General features: G+C 32.8%; 7 protein-coding genes and 1 pseudogene. 1 reads left to right on the top strand and 7 read right to left on the bottom strand.

Annotation, left to right across the window (positions count from 1 at the left end; translation table 11 throughout):
- Window positions 1–2,680 (bottom strand): annotated as a pseudogene (locus KZH69_RS06100) (hypothetical protein); the annotation flags it as partial.
- Window positions 2,681–3,427: 747 nt separating this feature from the next.
- Between KZH69_RS06100 and uvrA the strand changes: the two are divergent.
- Window positions 3,428–6,223 carry an excinuclease ABC subunit UvrA gene (uvrA, locus tag KZH69_RS06095; protein WP_219316673.1) on the top strand — a complete coding sequence of 932 codons (2,796 nt, stop codon included), beginning with the start codon at window positions 3,428–3,430 and terminating at the stop codon, window positions 6,221–6,223.
- A 224-nt stretch (window positions 6,224–6,447) separates the two neighbouring features.
- Here the strand turns inward: uvrA and KZH69_RS06090 are convergent, their stop codons facing one another.
- From KZH69_RS06090 to KZH69_RS06065, 6 genes are all read right to left on the bottom strand, one after another.
- Entirely contained in the window at window positions 6,448–6,744 is a 297-nt protein-coding gene (locus KZH69_RS06090; RefSeq protein WP_219316560.1) for a hypothetical protein, read from the bottom strand.
- A 270-nt stretch (window positions 6,745–7,014) separates the two neighbouring features.
- A complete protein-coding gene (locus KZH69_RS06085) occupies window positions 7,015–8,700 on the bottom strand; it encodes a mechanosensitive ion channel family protein (protein WP_255557652.1) in 1,686 nt (561 codons plus the stop codon).
- A 135-nt stretch (window positions 8,701–8,835) separates the two neighbouring features.
- The gene (locus KZH69_RS06080; protein WP_219316559.1) at window positions 8,836–10,305 is read right to left on the bottom strand and encodes an oligosaccharide flippase family protein; all 1,470 of its coding nucleotides are present in this window, start codon (window positions 10,303–10,305) and stop codon (window positions 8,836–8,838) included.
- Window positions 10,306–10,353: 48 nt separating this feature from the next.
- Complete coding sequence (locus tag KZH69_RS06075; protein ID WP_219316558.1) at window positions 10,354–11,652, bottom strand: glycosyltransferase family 4 protein; 1,299 nt, start codon at window positions 11,650–11,652, stop codon at window positions 10,354–10,356.
- A 58-nt stretch (window positions 11,653–11,710) separates the two neighbouring features.
- Window positions 11,711–14,128: a YfhO family protein gene (locus KZH69_RS06070; protein ID WP_219316557.1), complete on the bottom strand. Its 2,418-nt coding sequence runs from the start codon at window positions 14,126–14,128 to the stop codon at window positions 11,711–11,713.
- A gap of 123 nt (window positions 14,129–14,251) precedes the next feature.
- On the bottom strand, window positions 14,252–14,533 hold the full coding sequence (locus KZH69_RS06065) for a DUF4834 family protein (RefSeq protein ID WP_219316556.1): 282 nt from the start codon (window positions 14,531–14,533) through the stop codon (window positions 14,252–14,254).
- Window positions 14,534–14,895 lie beyond the last annotated feature (362 nt).

Here is a 14,895-nt window from a genome sequence, read left to right as displayed (position 1 = left end):
AATTGACACTTCCATCTCCTACAGTTCCTAAATCAAATATGAAAACCATATTATCGTTTAAGTTGTTTACTCCTGCAACTCCTGTATAATCAAAAGTTAATTCTTCCCAAGTATTGGCAACTGTTGTAGCTACTTCTTTTTCGAATGCAGCTCCAGCTCCTTCAAACTTTAATAATAGTTTTTTACCAGCAACTGGTGACCAAACTTTTACTTTAACTATTTTTTTTGTAGAAAAATCAACTGGAGAAGCCATTTTTAATTTACTTCCAGCCCATTGTGCTCCTGCTCCTTTTACCATTTTGGCAACTGTAGCAGTAGTGTTGATACCCGTTTTATCTGGATTAGCAATTGTAGTAACTGCACCTCCGTCGAAATCTACAAAAGCAAACGTTCCTGTTTCAAAATCTAATGGAAGCGTTGGCCCTGTAACCACTGGTGGTGTACCAGTACAAGCTGTCCCCACTTCATATTTTATGTATTTTGTTACCGATTGACCTCCTGCATAAGCAAATTTACAGGCATAACTGATCAAAGATCCTGCTTTTTGACCGGTTAATTTTGCTTTGAATATTTTACTTCCAGCTGGTTCATTAACCATTGCAGATTCTTCAAAAGGACTTTCTTTCCACAAACCGGCAATAAGGCCATTTCTTTGATCTAATAGTTCAAAAGTAATATTTACATCTGTCCCAACAGTTTCAAAATTTGATTTGTATCCCGTTGTAAAAGAGCCCTGGCTTGCCTCGGTTAAAACTGCATCACAAATTTGCACTGGTGAAGCAACCGAAGTTTTTGAGAAAGTAATATTGTCAAAATAAGATACATTTTCAGTAGATCTAGCTTGATAATCCAATGAAATCATCATTGTTACTATATCAGTAGATTGAATTTTTCCTATTTGATTATAAAATTCAAATGTTAACTCTTCCCATTCATTGATTTTCGTATTTTTAACTTTAATCTCTCCGAGCGACCCCCCATCAGCCACTGCAAATTTTATTGCAACATCACTGATAACGGTTTTGTAAACCATAATTTTCACCAAGGAGTTTTTAGTGTCTAGAGTAAACTTACCTATATCATTCGTTTTACATCCAGCCCATGGAGCTCCAGCAACGGTAGCCGTATATTTACCAACTGTTGCTGATGTATTAATTCCGGCAGCATCAGGATTGGCTACTTTTTCGTATCCTTCAGGTCCTGTTCCATTATCAAAATTTGCAAATGTCCAAGAAGATCCATGATCCCCAGCTTCAAAAGTAACTGGTGCATTCATTGACAACGAGGCATTCACATCTTTTGCAAAGTAAATATTATCAATATAAACCGTTGTTCCAGCTGTTACTGATTCAAACTTCAATTCTTTAATGCTCTTCGTGTCTACGTTTGTGTAGTCAGCCAAATTTATATCAAACGAATTCCAACCTAACAATGTAGGATTTAAAGTAATGCTTTTTTCTGCACCAGTAGTAGGAACCAAAAACACTTTCAAAGCAGTACAATCAAGAGACCAGACATCCAAATGAAGTTTCGCCATATTGGAAGCATCTACAGGACTTTGCAGTACCACGCCCTGGTAATTGAAGTTAGAGTATTTTTTGGTAGCATTTCCAGAAACAAGAACCTCTTCATATACGGTAGATTGACCCCAACTTGGATTCCAATTAGTTCCAACTAAATCGGTATATGCACCGCTGCTAAAAAGCGAAATGACATTTGGTGCAGCAACAGTAGGCGTAGGTGCAGCAGCAGTTGGACTAGTAGGTGTAATGCCATCACAGAAACTACCAACTTCATATTTTATATATTTGGTTACCGATTGTCCTCCTGCATAAGCAAATTTACAGGCATAACTTATCACATCACCAGGTGTTTGTCCCGTAATTGTTTTGGTGAAAATTTTAGATCCAACGGGGTTGTTTGTCATTGGAATATCTTCAAATGGAGTTTCTCTCCATAATCCAACAACCAATCCATCTTTTTGATCCAATAATTCAAAAGAAATATTCACATTTGTTCCAACCGTTTCAAATTTAGTTTTGTAACCTGTCGTAAATGAACCTTGTTGCGCCTCCGTTAAGATGGCATCACAGGCAACTACAGGAGGTGGAATTAAAGATTTTGAAAAAGTTACGTTATCAAAATAACTCACACTTTGATCTGTTCTATCTCTAAAATCCATAAAGAAAACAATTTGATCAATCGCTCCTGAAGTTGCTTGACCAATTTTTCCAGAAAAGTCAAAAGTTAACTCTTCCCATTCATTAATTTTGGTGTTTTGAACTTTCAGTTCTCCTGTAGAACCTCCATCAGCTACTGAAAACTTTATCCCAACATCGCTAATAACCGATTTGTAAACCATTATTTTTATGGTACAATTAGAATAGTTTAGTTTAAAAGTACCTAAATCAGTTCCGTGTTTAGATTCACAGCCAGCCCAAGCTGCAGCGCCGTCTGCTGTTGTAGACAAGGCTGTAAACTTACCAACAGTTTCAGAAGTATTTATACCTGTCTTGCTAGGATTTACAACTTTTTCGTAACCTAATGGACTGGCGCCATTGCCAAAATTGGAAAAAGTCCAATTTTCACCATGCTGACCTGTCTCAAAGGTAATAGGTGCGTTTTGTGAATAACTTAATGCAAAAAGCAGAAAGAAAATCAACGAAGTAAATTTTTTCATATTTATTGTTTTTAGTTTTTTAAAGTTAGTCATGAAATAAAACATCACTTAAAAACACTAGTAAACAAAAACTATACAGTTCTCAAAAAAGGATTAATAAAACAATTTAACCCCTATTTATAGTGTTTTAAACACTCTTAGCGAAACTAAAACAACATGTCAAAATTGCTGCAAATAAGCCTCTTTTAGATGTATGTAGGGGTAATGTATAGTTTTTTTACGAAAACGTTGTATTGATAAAATCTAATAATTATAACAAAAAAAAATGATATCGGCAATTATATTGATTATAACTTGAATTATTATAATTACACATAACACAATGAAAACAATCATTGATACAGAAAACACATTTTACAGACTAATTAACAATAAATTTTATATTAATCTAATTTTAAAAATACAGTTTTAAAAACATTATTTTAAAACTATCCAGAGCAGTTCAATGTAAATACTTATTATCCATATAGATTTTATAAACTTTATATGATGTTTTACTTTATCAGAGAAAACCATTGTTATGCAAACACAAGAATTGGGTTAAATAATCCTTTTCGATATATTCTTATATTTTTTATTTAGTTAAAAACTTTTATTTTAATTATTTATACCCATCAGATCTAAAATAAATAAAATTCAAACTGGATATCACTCCATAAAATTAACCTAAAAAACTAATAATTGCATTTAATTCTTCCCCCATTCCCATTTTAAAATTGAGTACTTTTGTGGAAATTCATTTTTAGTATGCCAATTGATATTTCCAAACTCGATCCAAAGAAAAACATCATAATAAAAGGGGCACAAGTACATAATTTAAAAAATGTAGATGTCGCTATTCCCAGAAATAAACTTGTAGTTATTACAGGGCTTTCGGGATCCGGAAAATCCAGTTTGGCATTCGATACCTTGTATGCCGAAGGACAACGCCGTTATGTAGAAAGTTTATCTTCTTACGCCAGACAATTCTTGGGAAGATTAGACAAACCTAAAGTAGAATACATCAAAGGAATTGCGCCGGCTATTGCGATAGAACAAAAGGTAAACACTACCAATGCACGTTCTACTGTAGGAACTTCAACCGAAATATATGATTACATCAAGCTATTATTTGCCCGAATTGGTAGAACGTATTCTCCAGTTTCTGGGCAAGAAGTCAAAAAAAATACCGTTACCGATGTAGTTTCGGAAGTTAAAAAATTTGAGCTTGACAGCAAATGGCTACTCCTCGCTCCTATTCATCTGGAAGAAGGAAGACAATTAGAGGACAAACTAAAAGTCTTATTACAACAAGGTTTTGCAAGGATTTTAGTCAACAATGAAATGGTTCGTTTAGATGATTTTACCCTTGCTGAACAACATACTTTAGACCATAAAGACATCCTTTTAATCATTGATAGAATCATTGTCAAAGACGAGGAAGAATTTTACAATAGATTGTCAGACGCAGTACAAACTGCATTTTTCGAAGGAAAAGGAATTTGTTATTTACAAGAATTAAATTCAGATAAAAGGCTTTCGTTTTCCAATAATTTTGAATTGGATGGCATTACTTTTTTAGAACCCAATGTTCATTTATTTAGTTTTAACAATCCCTATGGAGCCTGTCCTGTATGTGAAGGATATGGAAACATTATAGGAATCGATGCCGAATTAGTAGTTCCCAATACTTCACTATCTGTTTTTGAAAATGCCATATTCCCTTGGCGAGGTGAAAGCATGGGCTGGTTTCGAGACGAATTGGTAAACCATGCCTATAAATTTGATTTTCCCATTCATAAACCCTATTTTCAGTTGACTGAAGAACAAAAAGACTTGATTTGGACAGGAAACAAATACTTTCAAGGGCTAAATGATTTTTTCAAAGAACTTGAAGAGAAAAATTATAAAATCCAAAATAGAGTGATGCTTTCTCGTTACAGAGGAAAAACAAAATGTCATGTTTGCAAAGGAAAACGCTTAAGGCCTGAAGCTTCTTATGTAAAAATAAACGAAAAAACAGTTTCTGATTTGGTCGATTTACCAATCAAACACTTAGTTCAGTTTTTCCATAACATCAATTTAGATGAATACGAAAAACAAATTGCCAAGCGATTACTAATTGAAATCAACAATCGATTGTCTTTTTTAACCGAAGTAGGTTTAAATTATTTGACTTTAAACAGAAATTCATCAACACTTTCCGGAGGAGAATCACAACGTATTAATTTAGCCACTTCATTAGGCAGCAGCCTTGTAGGTTCAATGTATATTCTGGATGAACCGAGTATTGGTTTACACCCAAAAGATACCGAACGTTTGATAAAAGTGTTACTATCACTTCGTGATTTAGGCAATACTGTTATCGTGGTTGAACACGATGAAGATATCATGAAAGCCGCCGATATGATTATCGATATAGGTCCCGAAGCAGGAACACAAGGCGGAAACTTGGTCGCCCAAGGAACTTATGATGAAATTTTGAAATCAAGTTCATTAACAGCTAAATATCTGAATGGAGATCTTGAAATAAGTGTTCCAAAAAAACGACGAACTTCTAAAAATTTTATAGAAATAAAAGGCGCCAGAGAAAATAATTTACAAAACATAGATGTTACTTTTCCGCTCGATGTTTTAACAGTCATTACAGGAGTTTCTGGTAGTGGGAAAAGTACGCTTGTCAAGAAGATCCTTTTTCCTGCCATGCAAAAAAAACTGGATAACGCAGGAGAAAAAGCAGGACAATTTAGTGAGATTTCAGGCTCTTTTTCACATATCAAACACATCGAATATGTAGATCAAAATCCTATTGGTCGAAGCTCCCGTTCCAATCCAGTAACTTATATAAAAGCCTACGATGATATTCGAGAATTGTACGCCAAAGAAAAGCTATCAAAAGTAAGAGGTTATCAGGCTAAGCATTTTTCTTTTAATGTTGATGGCGGAAGATGTGAAACTTGCAAAGGAGAAGGGTCGATAAATGTCGAAATGGTCTTTATGGCCGATGTGCAATTACCTTGTGAAACCTGCAATGGCAAGCGTTTCAAAAAGGAAGTTTTAGAGGTTACCTTTAATGACAAAAATATCCATGATATTTTAACATTGACAATTGATGATGCAATTGTTTTTTTCGAAAAAAATAAACAGACAAAAATCACCCAAAAACTGCAACCTCTGCAAGATGTTGGTTTGGGTTACGTACAATTGGGACAGTCCTCATCGACGCTTTCTGGAGGGGAAGCCCAACGGATCAAACTAGCCTCATTTTTAGTCAAAGGAACAATTAAGGATAAAGCCCTGTTTGTTTTTGACGAACCAACAACTGGCCTTCACTTTCATGACATTAAAAAACTAATGGCTTCTTTTGATGCTTTAATAGAAAAAGGGCATTCTATACTTGTTATTGAACACAATCTGGACTTAATAAAATGTGCGGATTGGGTAATTGACCTTGGTCCTGAAGGAGGAGAAAATGGAGGATTATTACTTGCTGTAGGGACACCCGAAGAAATATTCAAAAATAAAAAATCAATTACAGCTAAGTATTTAAAAGAAAAACTATAAATTATTTTCAATATAATTCAAAAAAAAGTCACAAAACAATTAAATTGTTGTGACTCTTTTATGCATTATCCCTTTATAAATTAAACTCATATGAATTAAAAACCAACTGCTATATATAAATTTGTCGCATATTCAATGGTTTTAGACCAATTCAATCTATTTCAATATTTGAAACAAAGTTCAACTTATCAAATCTATCGTAATCTTTTTGAAGATAAAATTTATTAGCCCATATAGCAATTTTCTTCAAAAATAATTCCTTCCTCATCGATTGCAATCAATACTTTTTTATCTTTTGCAGTAACTTGTGTCATATATAGCCAAGGCAATGACCACATACCAAGTGTAGCACAACAAACCAAAAAATTTAAACTATGATTGACTTTTTTACCTTCTTTATATAAAATGGTAAAAGGCATTTTGTCATTTCTCTCTACAACTACAAAACCCTCTTTAATTTTATTTGCAATAACTATTGTAAATAGATTTAATTTATCCTGATTAATAAAGTGATTTTTCATCTTTTGATATTAATTTAGTTAAGCATTAAACAAATCCTTGAGAATATTGTAAAGATAGAACGTAACAAACTAATCTGCAATACCCACTTATGGGGATATTTAAAATCAAAAAACATAATAATCTGTTTATCAACGCATTGCGTGTGCTGTTTTTTCAAATGTGCAAAAATACTCGTTACACTATATTATAACACAAAATAAACAATACTTTACTTACAGTAATTTTTAAAAAAAAACAACTTTTAACACGTTTTTTATTTCAAAGTAATATCATTCCTCTTTTTTTATCTTAAAGAAAGGTGCCTCATATTCCTTATTCAGATAATTATCTGGAATAGTAGTTTTGTTTCCATCACGCAGTGAACTAAAATGTGGTGACATAATTTCGAGACCCGCTTCATTAAAACAGTCCTGAATATTTTGATGCAATTTTGAATAAATCAAAGGTTGTTCATTTGGTTGTTTGGTGTAGGCATTAATTTCATAGGTAACATAAAAATCATCCAAACTGGTTTGCAACACAAAAGGGACTGGTATCTTTTCAAGTAAATCAGTTCTAAAAGCAGCTTCTAAAAGCGCTTTATGAATATCTTTCCAAGGACTTTCATACCCAATAGTAACTTTTGTGTGGATTAATAAGCCATTGGAATCATTATAGGTATTTGCCGAATAATTAATCGAGGAACTTGACAAAACGGTAGCATTCGGAATCGTAATATCTTCTTGTTTTGAAGTTCGAACACGAGTCACCAAAGAAGTTTTTTCAATAACGGTTCCGCTTACCTCTCCAATTTTTATAAAATCACCAATTTTAAAAGGGCGCATATACGTTATTACCAATCCTGCAATCATATTAGCAATAGCGTTTGAAGAACCTAATGAAAATAAAACACCAACAAATACAGAAACCCCCTGAAATATTGGTGAATTAGATCCTGGCAAATAAGGAAAAATAATCACTAACATAAAGGCATAAATTAAGACTTTTATGATGTTAAAAGTCGGTTTTGCCCAATCACTGTAAAAACCTTCGATTTTGATTTGGCCTTTCTGAATCTCATCGACAAAAAACTTAATAGCTTTCAAAAGATAATGGAATAATAGTACGATTACCAATATGGAGATTAAATTCGGCAAGAAATCAAGAAACCCCGTCAATGCAGCTTTAGCAGGAGAAAATATCCATTTCAAAAGAGTAGTCGCATAAGCTTCTGTCTCTGGAAAAACACTAAAAATTGCAGGTAAAGAAATATAAAATGTAAAAATTAAAACGACTATCCGAGCCAACGATACAATCTTTAAAACGAACTCCAAATGCCTTTGTGGTGAAAAAACATAAGATTCCTTAATTTTTAATCCCGAAAAATAGCTGTCTTGTCTTTTGATAAGAAAAATTCGAAGCCACTTAAACAGTTTATTGATTCCGAATACGATTATAACTATTAAGCTAATAAATAACAAAACAAGACCTATCCTTTTTAACCAACTCTCAACGGCATTATTTTCTTTTTGAAAAAGCACAGTCTTTTGTATAATAGCAAGGTTTTTTTGAGCCAAAGCAAAATTACTGGTCCCTATTGTTTTTCCGTCAAGATCAGTAACCGACATTACAACAAAATCACTGTTATAAACAATATCAACACCAAAGTCAGATTTGCTAAGCTTCAATGAATCTTTCTTAAAAAAGGGATCTTTATAAAGCAATACTATTCTGCTGGTAATAGCATTAGCACGATTCTCGGCATTAAAAGATCCTATTCTGTTATAGACGAAAAATAAGGTATCTCTAAAAGGAGTAATAGGATAACCTTTTAAACTAGGAGCATTTTGATGAAGCATAACACTTCCTGTTTTATCACTTTTTAAACTTGAAATACCACTCTTTTGAGGTTGGGAAAACAACAATATTGAAGACCCAAAAAATAAATACAGTAGTGCAGTTTTAATATTCATCATCGTCTAAAAGTTTTCAATTGATTCCTAAAAAAGCATCTAACATTAGAAACTATACTTACAAATATAAAAAAACTAAGCGACAAAACTTTAAACTCATCAAAATGAGAAATTCACAACATAAATCTCCAATCGAAATTATTTATTCTTCGTGATTTTTAAAAGAACTTTATCTAAAGTTTGATTTATTTCTGGCGAAACAACAAACTTATAATTGACAAATACATAGACAATACTTACCAAAATTGATTTCAACCCAATAGCAATAATCGGATTTATTGGAAACTTCCAAAAATAAAATAATAAGAACACCACAAACGTTATTCCAATAGAATGCAATGTTTGTTTAGTAAATGGATACAAATGCATACGCTTTACAACAAAAAGTAATTTAGCCAAACTATAACAAGTGATGGATAATAAAGTTGCGAATGCGGAACCTATAATTCCAAACAATGGAATAAAAATCATGTTTAATACCACTGTCAAAACCACCAACCCAACTCCCAAAAACAATACTGCTCGATAATATTTTGAGTTAAAAATAATCGCATTATTATTTCCTAATATCAAATCAAAATATTTAGACAAACCAATCATGAAGACTACCATAATTCCACCACTGTATTCTTTTGGCACCATTTCATACAACTGGTTAATGTTCACAAAAATACAAAGCATCACAAATCCACCTACAATTTGAAGATTTATAGATGTTTTTTTATACAAATTATTCAATTCATCATGCTTGTTTTCATGCATTAATTTTGCGGTAATAGGATACACAATTTGATGCATGGCACGACTTGGAACAGAAATAACCAAAGCGATATAAGTAGCTACCGAATAGTAAGCTATGTTTTCAATCTTCATATATTGATTCAACATTATTTTGTCTCCATCCAATAATAAATTGGCAACACTACCCGATAAAATAATATAGAAAGTATAAACCAAAATATCCTTAACATTTTCCGGAATAACAAATTGAAAAACAGGTCTTTTTATGTAAAAAGCATATAACATGGTAACTATTAATGCTAATAAATAAATACCTGCAGTAACATAAACAAACTGCACTACAGTTATCCAATGATAATATACACCTATTAAAGTTATCAATGAAAACAAACGTAAGCCCACTTCTTTAATGAAATTCCCAAAAACAGAATGCATGTGAACTCTTGCCCACGCATAAAATATTTCAAAATACGCCATACACAAACCCGTGAACGGAATCAGCAAAATAAAAGTTTTGACAACAGGATTTTTCTTTGAAACAAAATTTAATATATCATCAAAGAAAAAAAAACCAAGTATGGCTAATGGAATACACATCAACAACGGAAACAAAACCGTGAAAGACAAAAACTGAGAACGCTCTTTCTCTGTCTGGTATTGTGCATAAAATTTCACCAGCGTATTTTGCATACCTATTGCAAACAAAGGCATAATGACGTTGGCTGCCGAAAGAATATAATTAGTCAAAGCATAATAAGTCGCACCCAAAAAAATTGGGTATAAATACAGCGTATTAATGGCGCCAATTCCAAAACCTATATACGTTATTATGGTATTTTTTAATGACTGATTTAATACTATGCCCATTAATAGGAATTTAAAGTTTAAGGTTTAAAAGTTTAAAGTTGGAAAACCTTAAATCTTTGAATTAATTAATTGTGCCAAATCTTTGGTCAAATTCTTTCTGGAATATTTTTGCAAACCTACACCATAGGATTGTAATTTCCCTTCCAAAAACTGATTATAATAAGAGAGAATCGTATTTTTCAATTTTACTTTTTCAGTATACTCAAAAAAAACTCCTGTGTTTGTTCCCGTTATTATCTCGGCAAAATCAGAATCTTTTGGACCAATGGCAATAATTGGTCTATTGGAAACCATATATTCAAATAATTTGCCAGGAATAATACTTTTCGTTTCTTCTGAATTTATTTCGATAAGTAATAAAACCTGAGAATTTCTTTGATGTGCCACTGCCTCCGAATGAGAGACATATCCAAGATTATTTAGATACGAATTCAAATTAAATTGTGAAATGGTATCCAATACCTCTTGGCTAACGGCTCCAATTAATTTTAGCTCCAAATGATACTTAAAATCAGGGATTTCCTGAAGCAATTCATTCAAAGATTCCCATAAAATAATTGGATTTCGTTCTGAAAGAAACGAGCCTATGTGAGCCAAACTAAACTTGCAATCCAAAGTAACTTTTGTTACAGGCTCCGTATCATAACCGTTGGTAATAATCGCTATGGGTTTATTGGTTATTGCCTCAAATTCGGTTTTGGTTGTTTTACTGGTAACAATAATGGTGTCAGCTGTATTCAAAACTCTATATTCAAGTGCTTTATGCTTTCGTTCCGAATTAGTTGATAATCGCAATGATTTATGATACCCTATGGTGGTCCATGGATCTCTAAAATCGGCAAACCAAGTCAGTTTTATTTTTTGTTTTAAAATCAGTCCAATCAAATGCAAACTATGAGGTGGCCCCGAAGTGATTATAGTATCTATATTATTTTCGGCAATGTATTTTTCCAAATAGGAAACCGATGGTTTTACCCAAAAAACTCGTGCGTCAGGGATAAACAAGTTTCCTCGAATCCACAACAATGTCTTTTCCAGAAATGTTTGTTTCTTTTGGTTTGGAATAATACCTGAACTAATTTTTTTGGTTTTATTTTTTGAAAAAAAAGAAGCCAGTTGATACGGTTCGAAAATAGTGTGCTTTAAAATAATAGCATTCTCTGAAACTTCTTTTTCTAAATTTGCATCAACTATTGGATAAGTTGGATTCTCTGGAATATAAACAATTGGCTGAATATCAAAATCAGGTAAATATTTCACAAACTTAAGCCATCGCTGAACACCTGGTCCTCCTGCCGGTGGCCAATAATAAGTTATAATAAGGACTTTTTTTGATTCTGGTTTCAATTCTTTATTTTGTTGATTATAGTACAGATTTACCACAGTGCATCTCGACAATGTATCTTTATAACACCTCTTTACTTTTTTTTCTCTCAAAATAGATCCCACCAACTAAAAGAAATAACATTCCAATAGAACTGACAAGTGTAATTACACTTCCCGTTTTTACAACTTGAGGATCAAATTTGAATTCGATACTATGTTTTCCTGCCGGCACCACAATCGCTCTCAAAGCATAATTGGCTCTCATAATCTCTGTCTCTTTGCCATCTACAAGTGCCTTCCATCCTTTCTCATAATACATTTCAGAGAAAACGGCTAAACCTTCTTTTGAATTGTTTGAAGTGTATTTCAAATCATTTGGCAAGTACGAATCCAGGATTATGGTAGCCGAACTGTCTTTGACGAAAGTCTTATTTTTAATTCCCTTAAACTCATTATCATTGATTACAGCCGTATTTTTAGTATTCAACTTATTCAAAGCTTTCATCTCTGCATCAGAATTTTTTACGAATTCGACCTGACTTACAAACCAAGCATTTCCATTGGCATCCGGATTAATAATTGGATATTCCTTGCCTTCTTTATCCGTTTGAATGACATACTTAACATTCAGCATATTAAGAATTTCAGTGTTGTTTTTCGCAATTTGATAATCAAATAATTGCTGCATTCTTTTTGGTCTCACCGCACTATATCCACCAATCGCTTTATGAAAATACGAAGTTCTTCCTTGCATCCATCCTTGAATATCAAAAACACGATAATTTGTTGGGTCTTTTAGAATCTCAGCATCAGTAGGAGTCTCCTGAAAAGGTACTTCAACTTCTCTGGCACTTATAAAATCTTTGTTGGATACATAATTTTTATCAACAAAAAACAAATCAGAAACCATAAATAAACCAACCAAAATAATGGCAGTGTTTTGGGCAATTTTATTTTTCACAAACAACCATAGAGCTCCTGCAGAAATTAGAATAAAAAATCCTGAACGCAATAAATCAGCGCTGTACAATGATTTTCTGTCTGCTTTTAAGGCATCTACAAAACTAGGACCGTAACTTTCTAAAAAATAACTATCGTTGGCTCCAGAAAATTGAAACAAACTTTTAGACAAAAACAAAACTATAATCAGCCCTAAACCAACCGCACCAGATTGCAACAAAGCTTTTGTTTGTTTTTCTTTTTCTAATTTAAAAAAAGACTGCAAACCCATGATAGCCAAAACTGGAAAACACAATTCCAAAATAACCTGAATAGACGATACTGCTCTAAATTTATTGTACATAGGAATGTGATCGATACAAAAATCGGTCAATGCCGGAATGTTTTTTCCCCAAGAAAGGATTAAGGTTAATATTGCTCCCCCCAGGAATGCATACTTAATTTTTCTTTCGTCAATAAACAAAGCTAAAATTCCCAAGAAAAAAACCACTGCCCCTATATATGCAGGTGCAGATACCATGGGTTGATCTCCCCAATACGTTGGCATGGCCGAAACAAAATCGGTCGCCTGCGCTTCCGGCACACCTTGTGAAATCATAAACTCAAACATACTGCTGTCCGTCCCCACCTTTTCATTATTGGAACCTCCAAATAATCGCGGTGCAATCAAGTTAAAACTTTCGGCAATACCGTAACTATATTCTGTAATATAATCTCGGGTCATAGCTGCATCACTAGTACTTTTGGAACCATCAGCGTTGAACGTCAATTCGCTTTTTCCTCTGATACTAAAATTTGCATATTCCAATGTTGCCAATAAATTAGTAGCATTGGCACCAATCGCAATAATTCCGGCTCCAATAAGTGTTCCTAGTGAATATAATAGAGTTTTATATTCCTTAAATTTGATTCCTTCATAAATGAAATATCCAGAAAGAATTAATAACAATATCAGAAGGTAATATGTCATTTGAAAGTGATTGGCATTTACTTCCAATGCCAATGCAAACATCGTGAGCAAACCTCCCAAAATATACTTTCGTTGAAAAACCATTACAAAACCAGCCACTACCATTGGCATATAAGCAATTGCATGCGCCTTGGCATTATGTCCCACTCCCAGTATTATAATTAAATAGGTAGAAAAACCAAAAGCCAAAGCACCAAAAAAGGCTTTTAATGGATCGGCTTTTAAAACCAACATTAAAACATAAAAGCTAAGAAAATATAAAAATAAATAATCCGCTGGGCGTGGTAAAAAACGCAATACGTCATCGATAACACCCACATAATCATGAGGATATTTGGCTCCCAATTGATAGGTGGGCATTCCACCAAAAGCAGAGTTTGTCCAATAAGGCTCTTCATGATGCGTCGCTCTAAAATCATTTTGTTCTTTGGCCATCCCCGTGTATTGGGCAATATCCGATTGAAAAATTTGTTTTCCCTGCAAAACAGGAAAGAAATAAAGTGTAGAAACGATAACAAAACCAAGTATGGCTAATGCGTGCGGAAAGAACTTTTGAAGTTGCTTCATTATATGGGTTTAGATTTTAGAGTTTAGATTTTAAAGTCTAATATTACGACAAAAAAAAACTAAATACTCGATATGGTTTTGGGTTATTTATATTTTGGATTTTCTTATTTAAAAACCAAGAGACTAATCAATCTCTTCATAATCGACATAATCACCCACTTTTTTGGTTTCGCGAGGATTTTTACTATTGGCAGTATCAATTATTATTTCATCATTACTTGGCGTTTTCTTCCAAGTCGTTTGTTGAGTACGTTGTTGCTGTTGCTGAAAATTTTGTCCCGCTTTTTCCACTACCTTTTTTACTACTAAAGGCAAAAATAGTCGAGCTAAAAATTTAAATATATAATAGAAAGCTATCATGTAGAATACCATTTCTATAAAACCCGAAAAAGAGGCTGTTTGCATAATCAAATAATTTTTAGGCAAAATTAATAAATCAATATCGAAACTTCAGAGCAATTTGAAAATATCATTCTTAAAGAAATGATAAAATATAAGGATAAAGTGGTCAAAAGGGAGTAAACGAAGATTTTAATCGAATTAAAATCACTAATATTTAAAGTCTATACAACTTAAAAACAATTTTTAAGATATTTTTTTAACAAAAGGACCTAAATCGCGACATAATTTCACAGTAAAAATTAATTTTAAAATTAAAAAAGCAAATTATAAAATCTAATATTCTGATTATCAAAAGCTAATAAAAACCCAATTCTTAAAATAGCATTAGTTTTTATGGATTATAAACAGTAATTTTGCACCCTATT

Origin of the sequence: Flavobacterium taihuense, assembly GCF_019351435.1 — a bacterium.
Taxonomy (GTDB): Bacteria; Bacteroidota; Bacteroidia; order Flavobacteriales; family Flavobacteriaceae; genus Flavobacterium; species Flavobacterium taihuense.
The sequence above is the reverse complement of the archived record's forward strand: the minus strand, read 5'-3'. Positions and strand labels throughout refer to the sequence as shown.